The following is a 24,116-nucleotide window of genomic DNA, read 5'->3' on the forward strand; positions in this document are numbered from 1 at the left end:
CTGCGCAGGCGACCGGGCCGCCTTTCCGCCCCGTGCGGTACTCATCCCCGCCCCCGTCGACTTGACCAAGTAACCAAAGGCCCGCGTCCGGCCCAGCCGGCACGGCCCGCATCCCGACCGGGCCGCACGCCGGCCGGGCCGCACGCCGGCCGGGCCGCACGCGCGTGGCCCCCGCACCCCTGACGAACAAGGCAGGACAACAAAATCGCCACCACCCCACCCCGCCCCCTGAGAGGCGGCACCCCTGGGTAATCCAACTCAGCAGCACATGCCACTGCACAGCTCGACCCACGCCACTGCACAGCTCGACCCACATCCAGCCACGGCCTCACCGACTCCAAACGACAGCGCCTGTCGGTGACCTCCGGCAGCAGTTGACGATCAACGGCTGGGAAGACGCCGACGAGTTCTGACGGCACCGCCGACAGTCGCGGCCATCCGGGCCGGAGAGCACCGGGGCACGGCGTAGGACACTTGATCACGCCTGTGACCAATCCGTGACCGGCCCATCCCCAAAGCAGCAACTCAACCCCGAGCAGTTGAAAGAACGAATACCCAATCTGCTGTCGTCGCAGAACATGTGCGTGCTCGCGACGGCGGGACCGGAGGGGCCGCTCGCGACGCCGGTGCGGTACTTCCACCTCGACTTCGCGGTGATGTTCTCCACGGCCGCTGGTTCGCCGAAGATGAGAAATCTGGCCGCGGATCCGCGGGCGTCGGTGGGGATCTTCGCTCCGTTGGTCGGGCAGGCCAGCAGCCGAGGTGCCCAGCTCTTCGGTCAGGCTCGCGTACTGTCCGAAGACGACAGGGACTTCGAGCACTACCGGCCGGCCTTCCGCTGGCAGTCCGACCATGTCGAACGGTCGCGCTCTCTCGACGAACCGCCGACCGGGCCGCTCGTGGTGATCGAGCCTGAGCGGATCGTCCATACCGAGCACTGGCTGCGGCGCGGGGGTTCGCGCCGCGTCAGTCCTGGACCCGCGCGGACACGTAGCCGGGATCCTCCGGCCGGCTCCCGGATTGGTCAGCCGGCCCTTGGCGGGTTCCACGGCCCGGGCCCCGGCCGGCGAGGCGGTAGGAGCTGGCGCCGGTCTCGATGATGATGCCGTTGAACGTGAGCCGGCCGACGATCGCCGCACAGAGCCGGGGGTCGGTGAACGTCCTGGTCCAGCCATCTGGGGCTGGCACTTGTTCGTTCTCGGGGATTTGCGCTGCCACCGGCCCGTATCCGTCTTCTGTGGTTCTCGTTGGTTCTCGTGGTGGGACTCGGATTCTCCAGGTGCCGCCTTGATCGTTCAGGTGCGAGGAAGGTGTGCCGGTGGCCGGGACGAGACTGCAGGTCATAGCCGGAGGGGCGGCGGTTCCGCAGGAGCCGTTGAGTACGGACCCCTGGCAGTTCCAGATGATGTGCGTCGACGCGTTCGTCGCCTCGTGGCGGGCCCGCGGGTTCAGCCCGGTGACCATCGACAACGACATCGGCCTGCTGGAGCGGACGCTCAAGGCCCTGGGCCGGCCCGCATGGGAGGTGACCCCGGAGGACATCGACCGGGTCGTCGGCGACCTTGCCGTCCAGGGCCGCAAGACATCGACCCGCCGCGAGTACGTGCAGATCTTCAAGGGCTTCCACCGATTCCTCCAGGCACGTAAGGCTGTCGAGATCGAGGCCGCCTTCAGTGTCCGGCTGGTCTGTCCCATCGACGAGTTCAACGCCTCGCGGCATGTCGGTGACGACTCCCCGGCCTTGGTGCCGCCGCCGACGCCGGAGCGGGTGGGCGAGTTCTTCGACTTCATGAAGCAGCGGATCGCGACCGCGCGGAAGTACGGCCCCGCCGCCCGGGACTATGCGATGTTTCGGACGCTGTATCACGCCGGGCTCCGCTCGGAAGAGGCTTCCCTGCTGGAGCGGCAGGATCTGCACTTCACCCGCGGGCCGTTCGGCAAGCTCCATGTCCGCTTCGGCAAGGGCGCCCACACGTCCGGGCCCAGGCCGCGCTGGGTGCCTATGCTCGACGGCCTGGACCTGGTGCTGCGCTGGTTCCTGGAGGACGTGCGGCCCAAGTCCCCTGATTCGCCGGTGCTGTTCGCGGACGAGTCCGGCGGCCTTCTCCATCGCGGGACGATCCGCAACCGGCTGCGCTATCTCATGCAGCTCGAAGGACGGCCTGCAGCTGAGCGGTTCAGTCCGCATGCCCTGCGCCGAGCGTGCGCGACCCACAACTACGAACGCGGTGTCGACCTGGTGGCGATCCAGCAGATGCTCGGTCACTGGACGGTCAGCTCGACCATGAGATATGTCCGACCCTCGGCCACCTTCATCAAGGACGCCTATCAGCGGGCGGTGGCCAGCACGCTCGCCGAACTGACCGGGAAGGAGCCCACGGAATGAAGATCCAATGGCGTCTGCGGATGGCCGCCGCTCAGCGCGAGGTCTGGACCGGCAGCGAACTGCGTCGGCTGCTGGCCGAGAAGGCCGGCCTGGAGCTCTCCTCGGCGTCGGTGTCCGCGCTGTTCACCAAGGAACCCTCCCAGGTGAAGATGACGACCCTGGCCGCATTGTGCTTCGCGCTGGAGTGCACTCCCAACGATCTGATCGAGGTCGACACCACGCCGGTCGAACGGCCCGTCGTCCCGCCCCGTCCGGTCGCCGAGCTCCCGCGGGCCGCCTCCGCGCGCGGCCGGTCGATGCCACCCATGTGACAGGCGGCCGAGGTGGGCAAGAAGCAGCGGGACTGCGTCACGTGCGGTGCCCCGGTCGGGTTCCTGGACCGCGCGCAATGCTGCCGGCGCCGGCGCCGGATGCAGGAAGAGGCCGCGCGATCGACCTGTCCGTCCTGCGGCCTGGAGAGAGTGCTGCAGCAGGACACCGGCCGGTGCATCCTGTGCTCGCGTGTCTGTGAACAGTGCGGTCACCCGGTGCGGGCGGCGGACAGCCGGCTGTGCCGGGATTGCCGGAACAAGGCCCGGCGACTGGCGGCCCAGCAGCCGTGTCCGCGCTGCGGTCGGCCCAGCAGCCGTGTCCGCGCTGCGGTCGGCCCGGCTATCTGCGTGAGTCGACCGGCTGGTGCGGGTCGTGCTCACGGCCCCCGCGGGCGAAGAAGCCGCCGCGAGCCTGCCGCGAGTGCGGGCAGCTGCGGCGCCATGCCGGACTCGGCCTGTGCTCGCCGTGCTGGCCGTGCTGGCCGTGCTGGCCGTGCTGGCCGTGCTGGCCGTGCTGGCAGAAGCATCCCGGCCGTCCGTTCATCCGCGGAGATCACCTGCGGGAACAACTCGCCGAACCGCCCTGGTGGCTCGATGACTTCGTGGCCCACGTCGCGAGAGCGCACTGCGTCTCGCGGGCTGCGGCTTCGTCACCGATCTGGGCCGGCTCCTGCGGGATGAGCACTCCAATTCGCCGCAGGCCCTGCTGGAGCGATCCCGCAGACCGGGTCGGTCGATGGGATCCTTCGCCCGGGTGCTGGAGGACTTCTTCACCCGTCACGGCCTGGCACTGCCCACCGACCAGAGCGAACGCCTCGCGGCGGGTCGCCGTCGGCGGCGTCTCGATGCTGTCCCTGATCCTCTGCGGTTGGCCGTGACGGCCTTCGACGCCTCGCGGATGCGGGCCCAGGAGCGGGCCAGCCGGGCCGGCACCCGGCCCCGCAGCAACCACACCCTGGAAACAGCCCTGGCCATCCCGCGAGACCTGGCTCACTTCCTCATCGCTGAACGGGGCATGGACGGCTGGGAGTTGGTCGACGTGCACGACATCGAGGCGTTCTTGAACACGCTGCCCAGGGCGCGCAAGCGACGGCTCACCGTGCTGCGGCAGTTCTTCCGCTTCGCCCGTCCCCAGCACCTGGTGCTGGTCGACCCGACACGCGGACTGACCGGGGGCGAAGCCCGGGGGTTCCGCGGCGTGACCCTCACTCTTGACCAGCAGCGCGGCCTCTTCCGGCGCTGGATCACGGACAAGACCGTGCACCCTCACCAGGCCCTGGTCGGCATGCTCGCTCTGCTGCATGGCGCCTCCAGCACCGAGACCCGCCTGCTGCAGATCAACGACGTCGACGAGACCGCCCAGAGCCTCTGCCCAGGCAAACAGCCCCGTCCCGTGCCGATGGATCCGGCGCCCTGGACAGTCCTGCAACGCTGCTGGCCCACCGTGACGGCTGGCGAACCGACAACCCGCACGTCATGGTCACCAAAGGAACGAAGGCCGGGCGGAGTCCGGCCTCAACTGCCTATCCCTCCCACGTCCTTGACCCCTGCGGCTTCCCCCCGCGGATGATCCGCAGCACCAGGCTCCTCGACCTGGTGAACACCATGGACCCCAAACTCGTCGCCGCCGCATTCGGGATGACGGCCGAGTCGACGCTCATCTATCTCGCCGACCATGTCGACGACGGGCGCCTGCCGAGTGCTGAGGAACAGAGCCTGCGCCGTCACTGAAGTCGCAGGACTCCGGGAGCGCGGTCCTCGAAGATCTCGATCAACGACTCAAAGACGGTTGGCCCGCGTCCTTCCTGCGCCGCGGCCAGATCCGCACCGAAGGCAGGGCGGTTCGCAGGGTGGCACCGTGCGAGGCGAATCTCCAACTGGCGCACCGTCTCCGGGTATCCCAGATGTTCACGTGACACCTCGTGGTGTCGCCATTCGACGATGTAGTCGTCGACGTCCGGGTGCCCCGGTCCTCCACTGAGGCAGTCAGCGAAGGCATCAAGGTTACGGCCGAAGTACTGGCGTCCGGAACCATCGAATGCGTCCATGACGATCCGCCAAAAGTCGTCCAGGGTTCGAATCTGGAGGCCGTCCAGCACATATATCGCCGTCATGATCAGCAGGATACGCCCCTTCATCCCTCACCTCCTCCCGCTTGAACCCGGGCTGTTTCAAGCGCCGCCTGGCACGGGTTCGCCGGTACAAGTACGCCTTGCCGAACCACTCGTTCGAGGCAATCGCAACGCTGTTCCTCTCCCCTCCCCGCGCTCGGTCAACACCTGCAAGAGGAACTCGGCACCGTGCCGGCCAAGCTCCACGCACCCGAGCTCGCCGACGCACAGGACACCGACGCCGCCGCAGCAGGCGACGGCCCTTGTTGAGCTGCTTCTCGTCCGCGGCCCCGACCAGCTCGTTCACGAGTTCCGTGGCGAAAGTGCAGCGAACGCAGCACCCCTTCACCGCAGCCTCGGCTCCCAGGGCGATGAGCATGCAGGACTCACCGGTGCCGGAGTCCCCGATCAAGCAGAGATCAGGCAGAGCGGCTGGCTCTTCTCGACCCACACGCAGCCGGCGAGAGTATCAATGACGGCCGGACCGATGTCCGGGTCGGCATCGAAGCCAAAGATCCGCAGGGACTCTTTCCGCGTCGCCCGGGATACGGCCGGGGCGGCCACGGCGACGGGGAAGTCAGAAGCAGAGCGACCTCCTCCCTTGCGTGGGAAGAGGTGTCAATCCGGCTTCCCTCCGCGCGGCCCCATGCTTTCCACATCCTCCAGGTCCCCGCCGGACCCATTGATCCCGCAGCCCCGCCTGACCCTCCAGGTGCAACGCCCCCTAAGCTGGGGGCAGTTGCGGTCTTGACATAACACAAGTGCCTGACGAGGGGAATGGACATGACCGGGTTCGAGGACAGGCTCGTGGCCATGCTCGCCAGCCTCCGCGGGAACGAGGCCATCACGGTGTACGACGCGGAGGAGGGTCCCCTTGCCACCTGGCTCGCCGGGCCCGAGCACGCGCTTGAGGTAATTGGGAAGGTTGCGGGGCTGGCCCTCGCCCCGTCCATGGTCAGCAACTTCCACCGATATGGCGCCCTGGGCTGCTACTGGAGGGCGACCGAGGACACCACCCTCGGCGGTGAGTTCAGGCTCAACCATCTGGTGAACACCTGCGTGGGCTGGGTTCCCCCCACGATATCCGAAGCGGACTGGCCGGCGTCGGAGCGTGGATACAGCCGACTGGTTGCCAACGTATCCGAGGTCTATATGCCGGAGGCCGACGAGGAGGGCGAGCTCACCGAACTCGTCCTCCACGGCTTCGACGGCACCGCTCACACGGGGGACGGCGCGATCGCCGGATTCAGGGCCGAGGACGGCGTCGTCCTCGACGCGTCCGGGCACCCCGAGATCTGGTACTCCGTCAACACCTCCGGCACCCTCGTACGCCTCGACCTCAGCTACCCCGAGTACCTGGAGACGCTGCTGCTCACCCGGGGCCTGCACGGTTGGCAGTACCTGTTCGCCGATCCGCACGACCCCGGATTCCCAGAGTACTTCCACCTGGACATCGGCCCCCACCTCGACTTCATCGCGCGGGCCTTCCCCCGCAGCGACTTCTCCGCGCTGCGGGCGCGGCATGAAGCTTTCACCCGAGCCCGCAAGGACGACTGACAGTGAGAATGTGGCGTGGTGACGCTGCGGGGGTCTGCCCCTCCGACTGACTGACGTCTCGACTGTCCTATTGGGGATTTGCCGGCTCGCCGGGCGTCACCACGCACGCGCCCGGACGGGCGTTTGTGACTTTATAGGAGCTTGGTCCAGAAGCCCCGTCACTGTATTGTCCACCCGCCCGACCAGCGCGTGCCCCCTCGGAACGGACACGCCACAAGGACGGACATGACCAGCATGACGCACGACGGCCCGCAGATCACCGGCGGTGTCGACACCCACGGCCTGACCCACCACGCTGCCGTGGTCGACCCGCTCGGCCGGCACCTGGCCGACCGGGAGTCCCCCGCCACCATCCAGGGATACCGCGACCTACTGAACTGAATGCGCACGCACGGGCCTCCAGGGGCTATGGAGTGGGCGGATCCTCCGGGGCCGTCTGGCTCGGCAGCGAACCGGCCCCTGAGACCGCAAGGACCACGCGCCGACCTCGGCCCGTGCATGACGCCATCGCTGGACCGAGCGGACATTGACCGCAGATCCCTGGCAATCGCCGTACCGCCCTCGCCCCGAGCGAACCGCTCGGCTGCCTGGAACCGTAACTCCTCGCGGAACTGCTGCCGTTCGGCGGTCAGCCCGCCCGCCCCTTGCGGATACCGCATACCTCCGGGGATACCGCGGCCAATGGCCAGCCGGCACCTCTACGACACCACCAGTTCGGTCTCAGTGGACGCTGCTAGGCGGAGCGCTGCACGACTTGCTGTTGCAGATCCTCGATGTCATTGAGCCAGGCGCGCGCTTCGGCCACTGTGCCCTCGTCCATGCTTCCGTCGCCCCGGTTCGAAACTGAGTCGAGGCGCCGCTGCCACTGGTCATGCACGCTTGCGTGATGTTCGTGCATGACCGAGAGGAAGGATTCACCGGCTCGGACCGCGTCGGTGTCGGGAGGCAAGCACCTCGGCAGCGAATAGACGGTCGAGCGTCCCGCCGACAGTTCAGTCAGACGGTAGCAGACTAGCTTTCCACCGTGTAGAGCCGAAGAATCAACAAGGAGAGCCAAAGGTACGAGGTCCGGATCCCGATCCAGGATTACCTGCTCCAGTTTTGCCATCGAGCTGAGGTGAACTTGAGCACTATCCTTCACTTGTGACGAAATGAGCTTCCAGGGCTGATTGGTGAAATCCACAGGGAATCTGTTTGCCAGTTTCCCGCTCTCGTTCAGAATGAAGATCTCGAAAGGGAACGGAACTCCGTAACAATTCAAGAGCACCTGTCCAGAAGTCAAGCCGCGCTCATGCAGGAGGTGCGCCTGGGTGAACATTCCTAGGTAGTTTCGTCGTAGTTCTGTGCTAACTGTTCGGTTCAAGCTCGGCGATTCAGCCCGTGTGGGTGCGGGTACCCCACGCTGACGAAGCAGCCGCAACGCAAGCTTCTTCCAGAGTGTCTTCCCTTCTCCTGTCTTCATGACGGCACCTTACTGGGGGAGTCGGCGGCCAGGGAGATGGCCATCCAGGGCACGGCGTGTTCACGGTAGCTGTGGCCGACCGGTTCGGTGCCGTCCTGGTCCGCGAGGCTGAACGCGGTGACCATGATCATGGGAGAGCCCTCAGCCACGGATACGAGCGCCGTGCCGCACCCGCCACAGAAGCCTCTGTGAAGGGTGGGCCAGGTCGGGTACCAGGAGGGAAGGCCCTGGGGGACGGGGTTGGTCCATGTCAGCGTGGAGCGGGGGAAGCCGACCCAGAGCACGGCGGGGCTTCCGGAGATGCGGACGCAATGTCTGCAGGAACAGAGGTGGGGGTCGTCAGGAAGCCCCAGGACCTCGTAGGCGATACGCCCGCACTGACACCGGCCCGTTCGGCGCCCCGCCGCGCGGTCCGGCTCTACGCCTGTGCGGCCGCCGCTGGCCAGTATACGACTCCTGCGAGGGGCGTTGCGGCGGGTTGGCTGCCCGCAGGCGGGCGGGGCGGGTGGTTCATGTGGTCTCCGGGCTGGTTCGGCGGTTCGGGTGGGCGGTGGTGTTCACCACGAGGTGGTTCCGGTGAGTTCGGTTACGGCCTGGCGGGCGGCGGGGAGCCTGAGGCGTTGGCGGGCCTGCAGGATGGGCGAAGACCCCATCAGCGACGGCAACGGTTGGTTCATGGCGAAAGGACTCCTCGAAGCGGCGGACGGGGCGGAGAGGTCGGATGATCGGCGGCCGCCCGGCGGCGGTGAGCCTGTAGACGGTGCGCCGGCTCATCGGACGCCGCCCCTGCGTACCCCGGCTCGTCCACCCTTCGCGCATGCCGCGCAGGGTCTGGCCCGGTCCGCCGCCGCGCACGGCCCGGGCCAGGGTGATCGTGGTCCAGGCGCTCAAGTAGACGGGGAGGAGCGGGGCGGGGAGGTGGCGGTGGGCGATCCAGATCCGGATACGGGCGGCGAGTCGGTGGTACAGCGTGTGGCGGGCCGGTTCGGAGAGGGGGTGGTGCATGCGGATCGAGGCCGCGTACCAGCCGCTCCAGCCCGCCTCATACAGCCGCCAGGCCAGGTCGAACCCCTCGTGACGCAGAAAGAGTTGACCTTCCCACCCGCCCACCGCATCGAAGGCGTCGCGCGGGATCAGGACGACGCCTTCGGTCATCGAAGCGACCTTCCCCGGCCGTCCCGGGTTCGAGGCGCGCAGCTGGGGACCCAGCGGCGTGGCGTGGTCACATCGTCCGGGCCGGTCAGCCAGGGCTGCACCCGGGCGGCCTCTGGATGCCGCTCGACCTCGGCGACGAGTCGGGCAAGGATGTCCGCGCGGGGGGAGCTGGCGTCGTTGTCGAGGAGGTACAGCCACTCGGCCGGGTCGCCCGCCTCCTGCAGCGCGGCGGCGTCGGCGTTGCGGCCGCCGGGGATGCCGACGTTCTCGGGCAGGCACCCGGTGAGCGCACCGGGTGGCACCACCTCAGGCTTGCAGCCGTTGCCAACCACCACCCGCGCGTCCACGCCGCCCTGGGCACGAAGTGTCGCCTGCGCGGCTGCTTGCGCGGCGGGGCGATCGTTCATGGTCAGCTTGTGGACGGGGTTGAGGCGCGGTCGGGACATGCATACCTCCAGGCCGTCAGGGCCGTGTTGTGGTCAGGGCGCGGGCGCCGGGATGCCGGTCAGGTGCTCGGCCTGGCGGGCGATGAGCGGGGCGAGGTGAGGGTGGACGCCCCGGGAGCACACCTGGAGGAGCTGCCCGAGGGCGATGAGCTCCCCGGTCCGGCCGGCGTCCGTGTCGAGGACGGAATCGAACTCGCGCCGGATCCGGGCGGCGGTCGCCGGCGCGACCAGCGAGTAGGCGTGCAGCAGCCCCAGGTCGTAGCCCACGGGCAGCCGGCCCCAGTTCTCCCAGTCCAACAGGACCAGGGGCGCGCCGGTGAGGTTCGCCCAGTGCAGATCGGCGTGCCCGGTCGTCGTCTCACGGATTCGTACGGGGTCGATGCCGAGGAAGCGGCGGAAGTTCCGGTCGACCCAGTTCTGCCGTACCGATTCCCGGTCGGTGGGCACCGTCGCGAGCGTCCCGAGCGCGGACCTCAGCTCTGCCCACCACGAGTCGGGCAGAGCGATGTCCTGGTCGAGCGCGGGCGTGCCGCTGGTGACCGGCGGGACGGACACGTACTCGGTGAGCTCCGCCCGGTAGGCGACGTCCTGGGAGGTCCAGTCGAGAACGCCGCGAAGCCGTGGCCGCGGCACCGACCGGGGTACGTGCGTGTCCGCGGTCGCCGTCCCCTCCCACAGCCGTCCGCCCGCCTTGTCGGCCTCGGCGGTGACGATGCGCAGCCAGCAGACCCCGGCCCGGCGCCCCAGGGTGCGGCCCTGCCACCCCCACACCTCCGGCCCCGAGGCCGACACCTGGAACTGCTGAGCGGCGGACGCGTGCGCGCGCCGCATCCGGTCGAGCTCGTAGCGCTCCGCCGGAGCGTCGAACACCGCCTGTCGCGCGGCCCGTTCCACCGTCACACCCCCTCCGCCACGGCGTCGGCCACCGGGCGCTCAACGGACCCGGGCAGCACCGCGTCACGCCCCGGCCACCGGAACACCAGGCGGCAGTTCAGCTTGTCCAGGACGTCGCCGGCGGGCAGGGCGTCGTCGGGCGTGCCGGCCGGGTGGACCGCCAGGACGGGATCGGCGTGCTCGTCGTTGGCCTCGGCGCGGATGTGACGGTCCCAGGCCAGAACCGTGGCCACCAGACGCTCGGCGAGCTCGGACCCCTGCTCGCCGAAGGAGTACGCGAACCACTCCCACTCCTGGTCTTCCCGGCGCTCGCTGTCCTTGGTCTGGACGTAGGTCAGGTAGGCCAGCGAGGCATCGCCGATGATCGCGGGGGCATCACGGTCCTTCGCGATGCCGGTCACAGCCTCGGCGGACTCCTGGTGGACGGCCAGCCGGCAGAAGCCCGACAAAGTGGTGGCCGCGAACAGCTGAAGGGAGCCGAAGTAGGAATTCCCAGCCCTCATGGTCACGCCGGTCGCGACCTCGTGCCGCCGCCCGCGCAGCACCTCCTCCAGACCCTGCGTGTCAGCGGCGGGACCGTCGTCGAAGCACAGTGCCAGCGCGCCGTCGCGCAGGGGGACGATCGGGGACGGGCGGGCCTGCCGCCCCTGGTCGCGGACGAAGCCGCAGTAGGTGAAGCGGCGGGCGTGCAGCACCTCGCCGCGCCGCTCGAACTCGATCGCCCGGGTGTAGCCGCCCATCTCCAGCGGCATGACCAGGCGCCCGCCCTCGGCCAACTGATCGCGCCAAGACGGTGAGATGTCCCAACAGTTGTAGGTGACCACGCTGCCGTCGAAGCCGCCGCGGGGCACGAGGTGGGCGGGCGCCCCGAGGGCTGCGTCTGCTTCGACGGCAGTGACGCGTCCGCTGCCGGCCTCCGTAAGGAAGGCGCGCGTGCGGCGGACGACCCACGGGTCGATGTCCACGCTCACCACCCGACCGTCGGCGGCGTGGGCGATCAGCTCCGCGTTGTAGCCACCGGACCCCGCCTCGAACACGATCGCACCCGGCCGAAGACGCAGGCTCTCCATCATGTCGGCCTGGAGCCAGGCCGCGGACACCGAGCTGATGGCCCTCCCGGTCTCGTCGCGCCTGGTGATGACGGCCCGGTCGCCTCCGTCGTACGCGGCCGCCAGGTTCGCTTCCGGGGCGAAACGATGGCGGGGCACGGTCCGCAGCGCGTCGCGGACGGGTTCGGCCGGGGCCCAGCCGCCGTCGATCACCGTCTGGGCCATCTCCTCGCGCAGCCGGACGGCCTCTTTCGGCTCACCCGGCACGGGTGGCCGATCGGCGGCGAGCGGGTAGGAGACCACCGGCGGCAGGTCGGGGATGACGCCGGGCCACACGCTGTCGATCGCGAGTGCGGCCGGGACGAAGATGTCCCCGACGCAGGCGAGGGCGTGCAGGTCGAGGAACTCCCAGCGGTCGAACTTGTCCGCCTCCGCGGTGGTCAGGGTTCCCGTCCACGTGGTGATGCGGACGACGGCCGTGAGCCGCGGGATGCCGTGGCTGTCGTCGACCAGCATCGTGACCACGTGAGCGTCGCTCGGGTCGGCGACGAGACCGGTCTCCTCGGCGAGTTCGCGCACCGCGGCGGCGGCGAAGTCCTCCGGGCCGGTGGTCTTGCCGCCGGGCAGCTCGAGCATGCCGAGGCGGGAGCGGCCCAGCAGGACCCGGCCGGCGTCGTCGGTGACGACGGCGAGGGCGCCGGTCAGAGCGTGGCCGGTGGTCTGCCGCTTCTCGACTGCTTGGGTGTCGAGGTGGCACGGCCCGTGCAGCACCAGGAAGGCCAGACCGTCTGCGTCCAGCCGCTCCACCGTCTTCCAACCGGCGCCGAGCAGCGTGATCTCGTCCTTGTCCAGGGCGATGTCGCGCCGTTCCGACGGGGTGTTCTCGACTGTCGGCGTGATGACGACGAGCGCGCCGCCGTCGCGCAGCCGCTCGCCCAGCCCGTGCACGATCCGGCCGCGGTCTCTCAAGAAGGGGTACGCCAGCCGCATCGTGATCAGGTCGTACCCCTCGGCGTGCAGCGGGGCCGGGTCGTCGCGTTCGATGTCCAGCTGCAGCCAGCGCACGCGCTCGATGCCGGCGTGCTCCTCGCGGGCTCTGGCGATCGCGCTGTCCGTGAAGTCGACGGCGTCCACGGTGTATCCGGCGTCGGCCAGGTGGGTGGCCAGCTCCCCGATCCCGCATCCCACATCCAGGGCCCGGCCCCCGCCCTCGGGTACCGGGACGTGCTCGGCGAGGAGGTGCTGCTCGCGCTTCCCGAGCCGGCGCCACCCCTTCCCGTCGCGGTAGTGCCTATCCCACTCGTCGCGCTCTGTGTACGTCAACGTGCTGCTCCTCGTGTCGGGCGGGCGGGGGTCAGGGGCGCTGCGCGGTGCGCAGTCGGGCCAGGGTGCGCAGGCCGCGCGACCAGTTCGGGATCCTCGTGGGCGGTGCCGTAGGCGATGCCGGGGCAGGTACCGGTGGGTGTGCTCACCCGGGTCACCAACCCAGCTGGGAGTAGGGGCGGCCTTCGGCGATGGCGGTGATGGCGGTGCGGGTGTAGGAGACGATCCGGTCCGGGAGGTCATGCTGTGGCCACCACTGCCACGTCAGACACTTGTCGGGCTCGCGGACCTCGGCGGCGCCCTCCCATCGGTGGGCCCGGAAAACGAGCTGCATGAGGGGCGGGCCGCCCGGGGCGTCGACGACGTGGACGACATGCGCGAGCTCCACGTCCGCGGGGTCGATGACCAGTCCTGCCTCTTCCCTCGCCTCGCGGACCAGACACGCGAGGGCGGATTCCTGCTCGCAGCGCCCGGCCAGGTAGTGCCAGGTGTCGCCCGCGTACTTCGACTCGGGGTGCCGCAGGCCGAGCAGCACCCGGCCTTCGGCGTCTTCGATGTGGAGGTGGACTCCGACGCCGTTCAGCACCACCTGGCTGCCCCCGTCCCACACAGGAGGAGCTGCGGTCGGCTCGCTGCCCGGGGGGTTCTCGGCCGTGTGTTGGCGAATCAGGTTCCGGGTTGCGGGGTGCAGGCGCAGACGGTCCAGTTCGTCGACTGTGAACCAGCGCAGCAGCACGCCCTCATGCAGCGTGAGGCGGTCGGGGTTGCCGCGCCACCGGCCGGCGAAGACCTGGACCGGGACGCTGAGGCCGTCGATGCTGCTGGCGGCCTCCACCGCGTAGGGCTTCACGTCCTTGAGGGCGAGGTCGGGCACCTCCTCGGACAGCTCCCGCAGCAGCGTGCCCTCCAGGCTTTCGTCGTCGTGCGTGCGGCCGCCGCCGATGAGGGCGAACGCTCCCGACTCCCAGATTTCGCCGGGCTTGTGGTCGCGCAGATGGAGCAGATACCGGCCATTCCCGTCGTGGATCAGCGCGGAAGCATTCACCGGCTCCGGCTTGCCGTCCAGGCCCGCCGCGAGGATCTTCGCTCGCAGTGTCGGCGAGGTGACCCCCGGCTGCGTGAGCCACCGGGCGGCGGACACCTCCTCGTCCTGCAGCGGGAACGTCGCCGGCTCCTCGCCGACGAGGTGGAAGGCGTAGCAGAAGTCGTAGTGGCGGTGGGCCGGGTCCCCTTTCGCCGCGTTCGAGGCGATGTCGTGGACGTTGATGTCAATGGGAGAGCCGAGCAGTTGCCGGGTCAGGCACAGGGTGCCCGGCCCGAGTCCAGCCACCTCCGACACCGTCCGCAGCGCCGCGGCCAGCAGCGTGCGGTCCTCAGGCTCGATGTGGCCTCCGGGAGTGAGTGTGAGGCCGCCGTTGGCACGGTGCCCGATGTGCCGGACCCGGCCCTGCCGGTCGACGACGACGGCGCTGCACGTGATGTGCCCGGGCAATGCCGTCCTGGCGGTCGCGTCAACGGGCCGATTCAGCGCGGCGAGAAGTCCGGCCAGGGCGTCACGCTCGCCGGGGTGCCGGCCGAGGTACGCCTCGATCGCTCTGCGGATCGCGGTGGAGCTGGGAGACATGGGCGGCGTCCTTCGATGGGGTGGGGGCAGGTGGCCGTCAGGCCGGCGAAAGGGGGCGCTCGGGTGGATCAGCTCGCCGTCTCGTGGCCGGACGGCTGGACGCCGCGGGGGCCGGGAACGCCGTGGGATGCCGGCGCGATCCCGTTCTGCGCGGCCTGGGCGGTGAACATCCCCTGATACCGGCCGCCCTTGATGGCCATGAGGTCCTCGTGGGTGCCGTCCTCGACGACACTGCCCTGATCGAGGACGTAGATGTGGTCGGCGTGCATGGTCGCCGCGAGCCGGTGGGTGACGAGCACGACCGCGTGCCCCTCTTCGGCCAGGGACCACAGCCCTTCGAACGCGGCGATCTCCGAGTGGGGGTCGAGGGCACTTGTCGGCTCGTCGACCAGGAGGAACGGTGCCTGGCGGTACCGAGTTCGAGCTGTCCCGAGCTTCTGCCCCTGGCCTCCCGAGAGCTGGACACCGCGCTCGTAGCCCTTGAACACGATTGAGTCCCAGCCGTGCGGCAGGCCCTCGACCAGGTCGAGCACGTCTGCCTCACCAGCGGCCTTGCGGATGCGGTCCATGTCCCGGGGACGGTCACCGGCGCCGATGGCGACGTTCGCGGCCGCCGTCATCTCCCAGCGCGGGAAGTCCTGCGCCAGCAGGCCGACTTCGGCGAAGATCCGGGCGCGGTCGGCCTCGCGCAGCCCGACCTGCTCGCCCGACTCGCCCACCCACTGCACGGCCCCTTCTGCGGGGAGCAGGAGTCCGGCCAGCACCTTGGTGAGGGTGGTCTTCCCCGACCCGTTCGCACCGACCAGAGCCGTCACTTTTCCCCGCGGCACGCGCACGCTCACACCCTTCAGGGAAGGACCGTCTGCGCCCGGATAGGTGAACGAGACCGCCTCCGTCCTCACCTCCCGCACCGGTGCGGGTAGCGGGGCGCCCGTGAGCGGGATCGCATGCTCGCCCGCCACCTTGATGGCGTCCTCGGTGTCGGTGAGGAACAGCAGCTCCTCGTACAGCCGGTTGACCTGCTGCACCAGCGACGTCAGCCGCGCCGTCGACGTACGGATGGCGATCACCGCCGTCCCACCGACCGCCAGCGGCAGACCGCCGGTCGACAGCAGCCACCACAGCACCCCGTAGCAGGTCAGCGACGCCATACCGGCGAATCCACCCGCGACCAGGTCCGTGGATGCCTGGGCCCGGGCCAGGCGACGCTGCTCGGCTTCCGTCTGCCGGGACATCTCCTCGTAGCTGGAGAGCAGCTTCGTGCCGGCGGCGTGTACGCGGAGCTCACCGGCGGCGTGCGGGCGAGTCAGGTAGGCGAGCAGGGACGCGATCGCCCTGCGGTGGTCGACCCAGTTCATCCGGGAGAGGTAGTCACGGCGCGCGGAGCGGACAGCCCCCCACCCCTTGGGCAGGGCGATCGCCAGCAGCATGGGGAGCAAAGCCCAGTGCAGCGCGGCGAGCACGACCGCGGCCGCGGCCATGCCGATCACGACGTTGCCGACGCCGACCGACAGCCGCAGCATGCTGCGGGCCGAGTCCGTGCCGAACTTTCCCGCTTCCAGGATCCGCTGGACCTCCGGCCGTTCGGTCGCTTCCACTTCCACATGGGTGACGGCCGTGTAATAGCGCGCGGAGACCGCTCGCTCCACCTGGGGCTCCAGCCGGCCGGACATGGCCGTCGACCATGCCGACAGAACGGCGCCGGCAACTGCCGCGACGGCGAGCCCTACCAGGGACGGCAAGGCGTCGCGGAGCTTGTCCACGGTCGGGCCGGCGGCGAACAGCTGCGCGAGGACGCCGTTGACCGCCACCAATCCCCATCCGGCCGTGACTCCTTGCCCGAGTTCGGCCGCAACGACTCCCATCAGCGCGCGCCGGTCCGCTTTCCAGCCGGTGCGCAGCACCATGGCCACCATGTGCGGCAGCGCGGCTGCCATGTGCCCGAACTTCAGGCGGGTCAGCGGGCCTTCGTGTCGCGCGTAGGACTGGTCGTAGCGCAACCGTCCCCCGTACAGCTCCCGCTCGGCGTCCGAGATGCTGTCTGCGATGTCGGCCTTCGCACTGTTCGCGCTTCCGGCGCTGCCTGGTTCGAGTGGCGGCAATGTGTTCCCCCTCGTGGACGTGGTGGTGACGGCGCAGTGCTCAACGACGCCGCTCGATTCGAGCGCCTGTTCCTTTCGGACGGATTGCGCGCCCTGAGATTCAGCGATTTCCGAAGGTGCACGGTGCACCGACCCTTGCTGCGCAAGGGAGCACGGCACGAGCGTGGGTGGCCGAAACGCCGATGGTCGGGCGCTACGGCGATCAGCTTTCAGGCGGAGCCCGTTGCCGGTGGCGTCGCCCTGCCTGCCCGGGGAAATCTGCTGTCCCAGCCGCAGGGTCGTGACCACGTGGTCGGTCGGTCGCCGACGAGGGCGGGTTCGTCACCTCGACGCAGCAGGACCACGACGGTGGCGTCGTCGCGGTAGCCCTTCTCATCTGCGGTGGCGGCGGCGACGATCGCGTCGGCCAGGGCCTGCGGGTCGTCGGCGTGCGTCGCACACAGTTCGTGCCAGATCGCCTGATCCACCTGGTCGGAGACTCCGTCCGAGCACAGCAGTACGAGGAGGACGTCCTCGGGAAGTTGGGCTTCTCGGCACGTCGCCGCGGACGCCTGGGCGAGTCCGAGCCTCGCCCAGGCGTCGTGATGCTCGACGATGGGCGCCGGCACATTGCCGTGGACGCGGAGGAACTCCCCCAATGTTCCAGGACGCCAAGGAACGTTGCACCGCCATCGGCATCTGGGCCGCGAGCTTCTCCGTCGGCATCGCCCTGGGTCCGGTCGTCGGCGGCGCCGTGCTGGAAGTCTTCTGGTGGGGCTCGGTCTTCCTCCTCGCGGTACCCGTTATGGTCCTCCTGCTGATCACCGTGCTCTTCGCCGCCGTCGCGATGGGCGGCATCCACCTCTTCGTCACCCAGTACCTGCAGATGGTCGCCGGCCTCTCGCCCCTGCGGGCGGGCCTGTGGCTCCTGCCGGCAGCCGGACTCCTCATCCTCTCCTCGATGCCGGCACCCGTCGCGGCCCGCCGTATCCCCCGGCAACGTGACGGCCATCGGCCTGGTCCTCTCCGCGATCGGCTACCTGATCCTCACTCAGGCCGACCACGGGGACAACGGACTGGCCTACGTCGTCGGCTTCACCTTCGTCCACCTGGGCATCGCCCCGATCATGACCATGAGCGTCTCCCTCATCGTCGGTTCCGCACCCCCGAGAAAGCCGGTGCCGCCTCCGCGCTCCAGCAGACCAGCAGCGACTTCGGCCTCGCCGTCCGTATCGGCGCCCTCGGCAGCCTGGGCACCACCGTCCACCGCGACCAGGTGGGCGACACCATCCCCGAGCAGACCCCCAGGCGGCCGAGAACGCCACCCGCGACACCCTCGCCCAGGCCCTGGAAGCCATCCGTGACCTGCCCGCCATCCTGGCCGATCAGATCATCACCCCCGCCAGGGAGTCGTTCGCCTCCGGCCTCAACACCGTCGCCGCCATCAACACCGTCATCGTCATCGCCCTGGCCGTTCTCGCCGTCGCGGCCCTGCGCCGGCCACGGCGATGACACCCGTCTCTCGGCTCGCACCGGCGGCCCAGTGGGAATGTCCTTTGACCTGCGTTCCCTCTGCCGCCGGTAGCCCGGTCCATGGCGCTCGTGATCCCCTCGAAGTCTTCCCCGGCGACCGCTCATCGTCGCTCCGGTCACTGACATGACATCAGGGGGCTGGGGCTGAAGGCCGTAATCGCGAGGTGATTCAAGCCACGATCGAACATCAACTCGACTGCTTGTGCGGGTAGTTGGAATCCGACTGTCAGTGCTGCCCCCTAGCGTGGTCGGTCGCCGGGATTCTCCGGCACCTGACCCTCTCCCGCGAGGAACCCCATGACTCACGTCCGTGCACACCGCCGTGCCGACGGAACCTACGTCCGCGCCCACACCCGTCGCTCCCGCCCCCGGTCCGGCACCACTGACGCGGCGCTGCGCCACACCGGCCCCGCCTCCGTTCGCCGCGGCACAGTCCGCAGCATTCCCGTCCCTGTCGGGCCGACCACTCGGGTGCGGGCATATCAGCGCGCGGACGGAACATATGTCCGCAGTCACGACCGGGCCTTGTCCGGTCGCGCCGTCGTGGCCACGGGCACCGGGCTCGGTGGTCTGCTCCTGTTCCTGCTCCTCCTGGCCGCACTCTCGGCCGGAGGGGGCCAGTCCTCCCCCGCGGAACGCTCCGGCCCGTCGAGCCCGGCCGCTGTCAGCTCCACGACCGGCGCGGCACCCGGCAGGTAGTGCAGCAGATCCACGCCCAGGTGGCTGGCGAAGGGGCGCGGCTGTCTGGCCGGGCTCCCTCGTCTGGAGTGCGCAGCCTGCAAGACGTCTTGCAGGCTGCTGCGAGGGACTGCCGGCCGACCCCAGCGGGTTCCGAGCCCCGCACCTGCCAGCGCATGCCGGGGGCGTCGAGGGCGCGGACGTGGTCGGCGGGTGGTCCCTCCGGGGCGTACGGGTTCGCGGTCGAGGTCCTCGAGATGGCGTTGGGGGACGTCGATGTGCCCTTCGGCGCGGAGGTCCCGCTCCGCGAGCCTCGAACCTCAGCCGGCCGGGGCGTACGTCAGCGCCACGCAGCCGCCATGGCCCCCGGTCCCGTCCTTCGAGGGCTCCTGCGTCGGCTGGTGCCCGCCGGAGTTCCCCGCCCCCTTGCCGCCGTAGCCTCCCTCTCCGGCGAACGCGTCGCAGGCCCGCCCGGACGTCTCACCGGCCGTGCCGCCCTGCCGGGGGTGGTTGCGCGAGGCATCCTCACCCGACGCCCCCGACTTCCCTGGGGTCACGACCGTCTCGGAGCCTTGGCACAGGGACCTCTGCGCGCTGCCTCCCGCCCCGGCCGAACTGCCGTAGCCGCTCTGGAACGTTCCCGACGCCTCACCGCCGTGCCCGGGGTCCCCGGCCGAGGCGACCAGCAGGGGACGGATCGGAACGTAGTTGGTCGAGGATGTGCGTGACTTCTTGCAGAGCGGACACCGCGCTCCCCCGCGACACTCGCCACGAGGACGAAGGAGATGCGACGAACGGGGCGCCGGCCGACACGGCGCTTCGCACCAGCAGCCCCGACGACGACGAAACGGCAGGGCTAGTGATCGCTCACGGAGGTGTCACAGGAATGGGCCTCGCCGCGCGGGATAGTCACGGGGTCTTTGGTGGTGACCTCCACCACGGAGTGATCGCCGACCACGAGGCGGCCGCACTCGGCGATCACCGCGGAGGCGACGGTGGCGTCGCGGCCGATGACCGAGGCGTGCAGGCCGCCGACCCTGCGTACCGTGGCTCCCGCGAGGACGATGGAGTTCTGCAGGCCCGCCGCGTGCAGCAGGCAGTCCCCGCTCACGGACGTGTGCGGTCCCACGAAGCTCTCCTCCACCACCGATCCCGCCCCGATGATCACCGGGCCGACGACGCGCGACCGGATGACGCGCGCGCCCTCCTCGATCACGACGGGGCCGAACAGCTCGCTTTCTTCGTCCACCTCGCCGCGCACGCGATGCCGTACGCGGTCGAGGAGTTCGCGGTTGCAGTCGAGCATGTCCTCGACCTTTCCGGTGTCCCTCCAGTAGCCCTCGTACGTTCGTGCCACCACTTCGGCGCCCTGGTCCACCATCCACTGCAACGCGTCGGTGATCTCCAGCTCACCGCGTTCGCTCGGGGTGATGGCGGCGACGGCGGCGTGGACGGCGGAAGTGAAGAAGTACACGCCGATCACCGCGAGGTCGCTGAGCGGGTGGGTGGGCTTCTCGACGAGGCGGACTACCCGGCTCTGCTCATCGACCTCGGCCACTCCGAAGGCCCGGGGGTCCGCGACCTTGTGCACGATGATCTGGGCGTGGGGGCGCTTCTCCTGGAAATCCGCGGCGATCTCGCGCACACCGTCGATGAGCATGTTGTCGCCGAGATACATGACGAAGTCGTCGTCGCCGAGGAAGTCTTGGGAGATGGCGATGCAGTGCGCGAGGCCCAGCGGCTCGTCCTGGTGGATGTAGGTGATCTCAACGCCCGGCACCGCGTGGTCGTTGAGAGCCTGCGTGATCTCGCTGCCCCGGTCCCCGACCACCAGGCCGATCTGGGTGACTCCCAGGTCCCGCACATCCCGCAGGACGTGGACGAGGACCGGCTCGTTGGCCAGGGGGATGAGCTGCTTCGGTATGGAGTGGCTGAGCGGACGCAGTCGGCTGCCCAGCCCTCCCGCCAGGACAAGTGCCTTCATCAGGACCCTCCTTGTAGCTGACCGACGCGTCGTGCCGCCGGAGCATGTGCGGCACGACTCGTGCGGCGCTCAAACCCCGCTGGGGCGGGCGGGCCTGCTGAGAGCCCGGCGTCTCCGCGGCGCACCTGGCGGGGTGGGTCCGTTTCCCGCGACCGGGCCGAGCGGCGCTCGAGCCGGAGCCGACGACGTACGCCGATGGTGGGAGGGACGCCGGCCAACTCACGACGCGGAGGAAGCGATGGGCAAGTTCGACGGCAAGGTGGTACTCGTCACCGGTGCGGCCCGAGGCCAGGGAAGGTCCCACGCGCTCAAGTTCGCCCGTGAAGGCGCCGACGTGGCCGTCCTCGACGTGGCCGCGCAGGTCGGGTCCGTGCCGTACTCCATGCCGGGTGCCGACGACCTGGAGGAGACCGTCAAACTCGTGGAGAACACCGGCCGCAGGTGTGTGTCCGGCAGAGTCGACGTGCGGGACGCGAAGAGCCTGGCCGCATTCGTGGAACGGGTCGGGACGGAGCTGGGCTCCGTCGACTTCCTCCTGGCCAACGCCGGAGTGTTCTCGTTCTCGACGATCGCGGAGATGTCGGACCGGACCTGGCAGGACATGGTCGACGTCAATCTGACGGGCGCGTTCAACTCCATCCGCGCCGTGCTTCCCGGCATGATCGAACGGGGTCGGGGCCGTATCGTCGCGACGTCGTCGATGGCGGGCAGGATGGGCATGGCGAACGTCGGCCACTACGCCGCGACCAAATGGGGGCTCATCGGACTGGTCAAGTCCGTGGCCACGGAGGTCGGCCGGCACGGCATCACCGCCAACGTGGTGTGCACGGGAGCGGTCGACACCCCCATGATCAACAACCCGGCCGCGTACAAGCTGTTCCTGCCGCATCTGGACGATCCGAGCCGTGAGGAAGTCGTCCGGGCGTTCCAGGAGTTCAACATCATCCCGGAGGCGTGGGCCGAGTGTGAGGACATCTCCAACACGATGGCCTTCCTCTGCTCCGAGGAAGCCCGCTTCATCACCGGCGAGACCATCGCCGTCGCCCTGGGGCAGAACGCTTCCAACGCGACCTGACCCGCCCCCGGCGGACACGCACCGGCAGGCACGGGCGGGTTCGGGATCACCACGCATCGTGATCCCGGAACCCGCCCGTGCCTGCCGTGTGTTCCAGGGCCCCGGCCACGGAGGGCGCTTCAGAGCCGCGTGGTGAGTGCGGGTACCCGCAGGAGTTCCGGCGGGTTCGGCCACCCCGCGTGGTCGCGGTACCAGGCGACGACCTCCGCGAGGCCGCTCTCGAACGGAACGACGGGTGTGTAACCCAACTCCTGGCGGATCTTGGTGTCGTCCAGCGCATAGCGCCGGTCGTGCCCCTTGCGGTCGGCGACCGGGCGCACCAGCTCGGGGTCGGCGTCGCACAGCCGGACCAGGAGGTCGGTCAGCTGCCGGTTGGTACGTTCGTTGCCGCGCCCGATGTTGTACACCTGCCCGGCACGCCCTCGCGTCAGGACGCTGTGGACCGCCCGGCAGTGGTCGTCGACGTGGAGCCACTCCCGGACGTTGCCGCCGTCCCCGTACAGCGGAACCGGCCGGCCCCGCAGCAGGTTGGTGACGAACCGCGGAATCAGTTTCTCGGGGTGCTGGTAGGGGCCGTAGTTGTTCGAGCAGCGGGTGATGGACACGGGCAGGCCGTGCGTACGCCAGTACGACCGGGCGACGAGATCGGCGGACGCCTTGGAGGCCGCGTAGGGAGAGTTGGGCAGGAGCGGGTGTTCCTCGGTCCATGCACCCTCGGCGATCGAGCCGTACACCTCGTCGGTGGACACGTGGACGACTCGTTCCACCCCGGTGGACACGCAAGCGTCCAGGAGGGTCTGCGTACCGCCCACGTTCGTCCTGACGAAGGTGGACGCGTCGACCAGGGAGCGGTCGACGTGGGATTCCGCGGCGAAGTGGACCACCGCGTCGTGTCCGGGCAGCAGGTCCAGGAGCAGCTTCCTGTCGCAGACGTCGCCGCGGACGAAGACCAACCGTGCGTGGGACGGTGGCAGGTTGGCGCGGTTGCCCGCGTACGTGAGCTTGTCGAGGACCGTGACGTCGGTGCCCGTACTGTCCGGGTAACCGCCGTCCAGCAGCGTCCGGACGTAGTGGGACCCGATGAAGCCGGCGCCGCCGGTGACGAGGACCTTCATGTCCGGCCCTCGGCCGGGCGAGGTGAGTGCAGCATCAGCGTTCCTCCTCACGATGCGGGCCGTGGGCCGCACCGGCGTGTGGGACAGGTCGTGGGGTGCGGGGGCGAACGGGACCGGCGTCAGTGCGCCGATGCCGCCGCCACCGTGCCGGGACGGAGGTTCTGGTGTATCTCCAGCGTCGCGGCGGAGCGGTTGAGGGTGAGGTAGTGCAGGCCGGGAGCGCCTTCGGCGAGCAGCCGCTCGGCCATCCCGGTGGCGTGCTCGACTCCGATACGGTGCCCCTCGGCGGGGTCTCCGGACGCCCTCTCCAACCGGTGGGCCAGGTCTTCGGGGAACGCGGCCCCGCTGAGCTCCGCGAAACGGGCGATCTGGCGTACGTCGGTGGCCGGCATGATCGCCGGGATGAGGGGCGTGGGGCAGCCGGCCGCGGTGACCCGGTCGCGCAACCGCAGGTAGTCCTTCGGATCGAAGAACATCTGGGTGATCGCGTAGTCGGCTCCCGCTCGGCACTTGGCGACGAAGTGCCGTATGTCGCTGTCCCAGTCCGCCGACCGTGGATGCCGCTCGGGGAAGGCCGCGACACCGATGCTGAAGTTGCCGGTCTCGCGCAGCAGGGTGACGAGTTCGTGTGCGTGGGTGAGCCCTCGGGGATGCGCCGTCCACCGGCTGGACGGGCCGCCGGGTGGATCACCGCGCAGGGCGAGGACGTCGCGCACGCCGGCGTCCGCGTACTGCCCGATGACGTGCCGCAGTTCGGCTACGGGGTGGCCGACCGCGGTGAGATGCGCGACGGGGCGCAGCGTCGTGTGCGTCGCGATGCGCTGTGTCACCTCGACGGTGCGGTCGCGGGACGAGCCCCCGGCCCCGTACGTCACCGACACGAAGGTGGGTGACAGTCTCTCGAGCCGCCGGATCGCGTTCCAGAGGGTGCGTTCGCCCGCCGGTGTCTTCGGAGGGAAGAACTCGAAGGAGAAGGTGCGCTCACCTCGGGCGAGGGCGTCGAGCAGAGAGGTCATCGTCTGCCTCCGGTGTTGAAGTATTTGGCTTCGGGGTGGTGGATGACGATGGCGTCGGTGGACTGTTCCGGGTGGAGCTGGAACTCCTCGGACAGGTGCACCCCGATCCGCTCGGGCTGGAGGAGATCGGCGATCTTCGCCCGGTCCTCCAGATCCGGGCAGGCCCCGTAGCCGAGGGAGAAGCGTGCGCCCCGGTATTTCAGGGCGAACATGTCCTCGACGTCTGTGGGGTCCTCTCCCGCGAAGCCCAGCTCGTGGCGGACCCGGGCGTGCCAGTACTCGGCGAGGGCTTCGGCGAGCTGGACGGACAGGCCGT

The 24,116-nt window shown here is 69.7% G+C and carries 24 protein-coding genes and 3 pseudogenes; 9 read left to right on the plus strand and 18 right to left on the minus strand.

Annotation, left to right across the window (positions count from 1 at the left end):
- Positions 1-578 precede the first annotated feature (578 nt).
- Positions 579-1,100 carry a pyridoxamine 5'-phosphate oxidase family protein gene (locus ACLJPL_RS33705; RefSeq protein ID WP_411084777.1) on the plus strand — a complete coding sequence of 174 codons (522 nt, stop codon included), beginning with the start codon at positions 579-581 and terminating at the stop codon, positions 1,098-1,100.
- Here the strand turns inward: ACLJPL_RS33705 and ACLJPL_RS33710 are convergent.
- A pseudogene (locus tag ACLJPL_RS33710) lies at positions 1,069-1,173 on the minus strand (AAA family ATPase); the annotation flags it as partial. The gene ACLJPL_RS33705 and the pseudogene ACLJPL_RS33710 overlap by 32 nt on opposite strands.
- Positions 1,174-1,375: 202 nt before the next feature.
- On the opposite strand from ACLJPL_RS33710, the gene ACLJPL_RS33715 reads away from it, so the two are divergent.
- The 4 genes from ACLJPL_RS33715 (at position 1,376) to ACLJPL_RS33730 (ending at position 4,428) form a co-directional block, all read left to right on the plus strand.
- On the plus strand, positions 1,376-2,386 hold the full coding sequence (locus ACLJPL_RS33715; protein WP_411084757.1) for a tyrosine-type recombinase/integrase: 1,011 nt from the start codon (positions 1,376-1,378) through the stop codon (positions 2,384-2,386).
- A complete protein-coding gene (locus ACLJPL_RS33720; RefSeq protein WP_411084758.1) occupies positions 2,383-2,697 on the plus strand; it encodes a helix-turn-helix domain-containing protein in 315 nt (104 codons plus the stop codon). The genes ACLJPL_RS33715 and ACLJPL_RS33720 overlap by 4 nt, the downstream gene beginning before the upstream one ends.
- A gap of 736 nt (positions 2,698-3,433) precedes the next feature.
- Entirely contained in the window at positions 3,434-4,267 is an 834-nt protein-coding gene (locus tag ACLJPL_RS33725) for a hypothetical protein (protein ID WP_411084759.1), read from the plus strand.
- Positions 4,264-4,428 (plus strand): hypothetical protein, encoded by a 165-nt coding sequence (locus ACLJPL_RS33730; RefSeq protein ID WP_411084760.1) that lies wholly within the window; start codon positions 4,264-4,266, stop codon positions 4,426-4,428. The genes ACLJPL_RS33725 and ACLJPL_RS33730 overlap by 4 nt, the downstream gene beginning before the upstream one ends.
- On the opposite strand, the gene ACLJPL_RS33735 is transcribed toward ACLJPL_RS33730, so the two are convergent.
- Entirely contained in the window at positions 4,422-4,811 is a 390-nt protein-coding gene (locus ACLJPL_RS33735; RefSeq protein ID WP_411084761.1) for a barstar family protein, read from the minus strand. The two genes, ACLJPL_RS33730 and ACLJPL_RS33735, sit on opposite strands and share 7 nt — an antisense overlap.
- 100 nt (positions 4,812-4,911) lie before the next feature.
- A pseudogene (locus ACLJPL_RS33740) lies at positions 4,912-5,342 on the minus strand (ATP-binding protein); the annotation flags it as partial.
- Between the two features lie 249 nt (positions 5,343-5,591).
- Here ACLJPL_RS33740 and ACLJPL_RS33745 point away from each other — a divergent pair.
- Entirely contained in the window at positions 5,592-6,365 is a 774-nt protein-coding gene (locus ACLJPL_RS33745) for a hypothetical protein (RefSeq protein ID WP_411084762.1), read from the plus strand.
- 225 nt (positions 6,366-6,590) lie between these two features.
- Complete coding sequence (locus tag ACLJPL_RS33750) at positions 6,591-6,746, plus strand: hypothetical protein (protein ID WP_411084763.1); 156 nt, start codon at positions 6,591-6,593, stop codon at positions 6,744-6,746.
- A 352-nt stretch (positions 6,747-7,098) separates the two neighbouring features.
- Here the strand turns inward: ACLJPL_RS33750 and ACLJPL_RS33755 are convergent, their stop codons facing one another.
- The 9 genes from ACLJPL_RS33755 to ACLJPL_RS33795 form a co-directional block, all read right to left on the minus strand.
- Positions 7,099-7,683 carry a hypothetical protein gene (locus ACLJPL_RS33755; protein WP_411084764.1) on the minus strand — a complete coding sequence of 195 codons (585 nt, stop codon included), beginning with the start codon at positions 7,681-7,683 and terminating at the stop codon, positions 7,099-7,101.
- A 140-nt stretch (positions 7,684-7,823) separates the two neighbouring features.
- The gene (locus ACLJPL_RS33760) at positions 7,824-8,276 is read right to left on the minus strand and encodes a GFA family protein (protein WP_411084778.1); all 453 of its coding nucleotides are present in this window, start codon (positions 8,274-8,276) and stop codon (positions 7,824-7,826) included.
- A gap of 61 nt (positions 8,277-8,337) precedes the next feature.
- Positions 8,338-8,982: a glycosyltransferase family 2 protein gene (locus ACLJPL_RS33765; RefSeq protein WP_411084765.1), complete on the minus strand. Its 645-nt coding sequence runs from the start codon at positions 8,980-8,982 to the stop codon at positions 8,338-8,340.
- Complete coding sequence (locus tag ACLJPL_RS33770; protein WP_411084766.1) at positions 8,979-9,428, minus strand: glycosyltransferase family 2 protein; 450 nt, start codon at positions 9,426-9,428, stop codon at positions 8,979-8,981. The genes ACLJPL_RS33765 and ACLJPL_RS33770 overlap by 4 nt, the downstream gene beginning before the upstream one ends.
- 33 nt (positions 9,429-9,461) lie before the next feature.
- On the minus strand, positions 9,462-10,328 hold the full coding sequence (locus ACLJPL_RS33775) for a hypothetical protein (RefSeq protein ID WP_411084767.1): 867 nt from the start codon (positions 10,326-10,328) through the stop codon (positions 9,462-9,464).
- Positions 10,325-12,694, minus strand: a complete 2,370-nt coding sequence (fxlM, locus tag ACLJPL_RS33780) for a methyltransferase, FxLD system (RefSeq protein WP_411084768.1) — start codon at positions 12,692-12,694, stop codon at positions 10,325-10,327. The genes ACLJPL_RS33775 and fxlM overlap by 4 nt, the downstream gene beginning before the upstream one ends.
- 154 nt (positions 12,695-12,848) lie before the next feature.
- A complete protein-coding gene (locus tag ACLJPL_RS33785) occupies positions 12,849-14,318 on the minus strand; it encodes an NUDIX domain-containing protein (protein WP_411084769.1) in 1,470 nt (489 codons plus the stop codon).
- Between the two features lie 68 nt (positions 14,319-14,386).
- Positions 14,387-16,318, minus strand: coding sequence for an ATP-binding cassette domain-containing protein (locus ACLJPL_RS33790; protein ID WP_411084779.1), 1,932 nt, complete (start codon positions 16,316-16,318; stop codon positions 14,387-14,389).
- Positions 16,319-16,629: 311 nt separating this feature from the next.
- Entirely contained in the window at positions 16,630-17,058 is a 429-nt protein-coding gene (locus ACLJPL_RS33795) for a SpoIIE family protein phosphatase (protein ID WP_411084770.1), read from the minus strand.
- On the opposite strand from ACLJPL_RS33795, the pseudogene ACLJPL_RS33800 reads away from it, so the two are divergent.
- Positions 17,058-17,171 (plus strand): annotated as a pseudogene (locus tag ACLJPL_RS33800) (hypothetical protein); the annotation flags it as partial. The gene ACLJPL_RS33795 and the pseudogene ACLJPL_RS33800 overlap by 1 nt on opposite strands.
- A 309-nt stretch (positions 17,172-17,480) precedes the next feature.
- On the opposite strand, the gene ACLJPL_RS33805 reads toward ACLJPL_RS33800, so the two are convergent.
- From ACLJPL_RS33805 to ACLJPL_RS33815, 3 genes are all read right to left on the minus strand, one after another.
- Positions 17,481-17,666 (minus strand): hypothetical protein, encoded by a 186-nt coding sequence (locus ACLJPL_RS33805; protein ID WP_411084780.1) that lies wholly within the window; start codon positions 17,664-17,666, stop codon positions 17,481-17,483.
- Between the two features lie 1,264 nt (positions 17,667-18,930).
- Entirely contained in the window at positions 18,931-19,167 is a 237-nt protein-coding gene (locus ACLJPL_RS33810) for a hypothetical protein (protein WP_411084771.1), read from the minus strand.
- 299 nt (positions 19,168-19,466) lie between these two features.
- On the minus strand, positions 19,467-20,594 hold the full coding sequence (locus tag ACLJPL_RS33815; protein ID WP_411084772.1) for a glucose-1-phosphate thymidylyltransferase: 1,128 nt from the start codon (positions 20,592-20,594) through the stop codon (positions 19,467-19,469).
- Positions 20,595-20,832: 238 nt separating this feature from the next.
- Here ACLJPL_RS33815 and ACLJPL_RS33820 point away from each other — a divergent pair, with 238 nt between their 5' ends.
- Positions 20,833-21,669 carry a mycofactocin-coupled SDR family oxidoreductase gene (locus ACLJPL_RS33820; RefSeq protein ID WP_411084773.1) on the plus strand — a complete coding sequence of 279 codons (837 nt, stop codon included), beginning with the start codon at positions 20,833-20,835 and terminating at the stop codon, positions 21,667-21,669.
- 119 nt (positions 21,670-21,788) lie between these two features.
- Here the strand turns inward: ACLJPL_RS33820 and rfbB are convergent, their stop codons facing one another.
- The 3 genes from rfbB to ACLJPL_RS33835 form a co-directional block, all read right to left on the minus strand.
- Positions 21,789-22,784, minus strand: coding sequence for a dTDP-glucose 4,6-dehydratase (gene rfbB / locus ACLJPL_RS33825; RefSeq protein WP_411084774.1), 996 nt, complete (start codon positions 22,782-22,784; stop codon positions 21,789-21,791).
- Between the two features lie 119 nt (positions 22,785-22,903).
- Positions 22,904-23,800 carry a methylenetetrahydrofolate reductase [NAD(P)H] gene (gene metF / locus ACLJPL_RS33830; protein WP_411084775.1) on the minus strand — a complete coding sequence of 299 codons (897 nt, stop codon included), beginning with the start codon at positions 23,798-23,800 and terminating at the stop codon, positions 22,904-22,906.
- On the minus strand, positions 23,797-24,116 hold a 320-nt coding region (locus ACLJPL_RS33835; RefSeq protein ID WP_411084776.1), incomplete at its 5' end, for a vitamin B12 dependent-methionine synthase activation domain-containing protein. The genes ACLJPL_RS33835 and metF, both read right to left, overlap by 4 nt.

The sequence above is a fragment of the Streptomyces sp. cmx-18-6 genome (assembly GCF_046548915.1).
In the GTDB taxonomy this organism is placed as follows: Bacteria; Actinomycetota; Actinomycetes; order Streptomycetales; family Streptomycetaceae; genus Streptomyces.

Bases quoted from the DNA above. Each gene is read 5' to 3' on its own strand.
- ACLJPL_RS33705 (WP_411084777.1), top strand. From the start codon at position 579: ATGTGCGTGCTCGCGACGGCGGGACCGGAGGGGCCGCTCGCGACGCCG.
- ACLJPL_RS33720 (WP_411084758.1), top strand. From the start codon at position 2,383: ATGAAGATCCAATGGCGTCTGCGGATGGCCGCCGCTCAGCGCGAGGTC.
- ACLJPL_RS33725 (WP_411084759.1), top strand. From the start codon at position 3,434: ATGGGATCCTTCGCCCGGGTGCTGGAGGACTTCTTCACCCGTCACGGC.
- ACLJPL_RS33730 (WP_411084760.1), top strand. From the start codon at position 4,264: ATGATCCGCAGCACCAGGCTCCTCGACCTGGTGAACACCATGGACCCC.
- ACLJPL_RS33735 (WP_411084761.1), bottom strand. From the start codon at position 4,811: ATGACGGCGATATATGTGCTGGACGGCCTCCAGATTCGAACCCTGGAC.
- ACLJPL_RS33745 (WP_411084762.1), top strand. From the start codon at position 5,592: ATGACCGGGTTCGAGGACAGGCTCGTGGCCATGCTCGCCAGCCTCCGC.
- ACLJPL_RS33750 (WP_411084763.1), top strand. From the start codon at position 6,591: ATGACCAGCATGACGCACGACGGCCCGCAGATCACCGGCGGTGTCGAC.
- ACLJPL_RS33755 (WP_411084764.1), bottom strand. From the start codon at position 7,683: ATGTTCACCCAGGCGCACCTCCTGCATGAGCGCGGCTTGACTTCTGGA.
- ACLJPL_RS33765 (WP_411084765.1), bottom strand. From the start codon at position 8,982: ATGACCGAAGGCGTCGTCCTGATCCCGCGCGACGCCTTCGATGCGGTG.
- ACLJPL_RS33770 (WP_411084766.1), bottom strand. From the start codon at position 9,428: ATGTCCCGACCGCGCCTCAACCCCGTCCACAAGCTGACCATGAACGAT.
- ACLJPL_RS33785 (WP_411084769.1), bottom strand. From the start codon at position 14,318: ATGTCTCCCAGCTCCACCGCGATCCGCAGAGCGATCGAGGCGTACCTC.
- ACLJPL_RS33815 (WP_411084772.1), bottom strand. From the start codon at position 20,594: ATGAAGGCACTTGTCCTGGCGGGAGGGCTGGGCAGCCGACTGCGTCCG.
- ACLJPL_RS33820 (WP_411084773.1), top strand. From the start codon at position 20,833: ATGGGCAAGTTCGACGGCAAGGTGGTACTCGTCACCGGTGCGGCCCGA.
- rfbB (WP_411084774.1), bottom strand. From the start codon at position 22,784: ATGAAGGTCCTCGTCACCGGCGGCGCCGGCTTCATCGGGTCCCACTAC.
- metF (WP_411084775.1), bottom strand. From the start codon at position 23,800: ATGACCTCTCTGCTCGACGCCCTCGCCCGAGGTGAGCGCACCTTCTCC.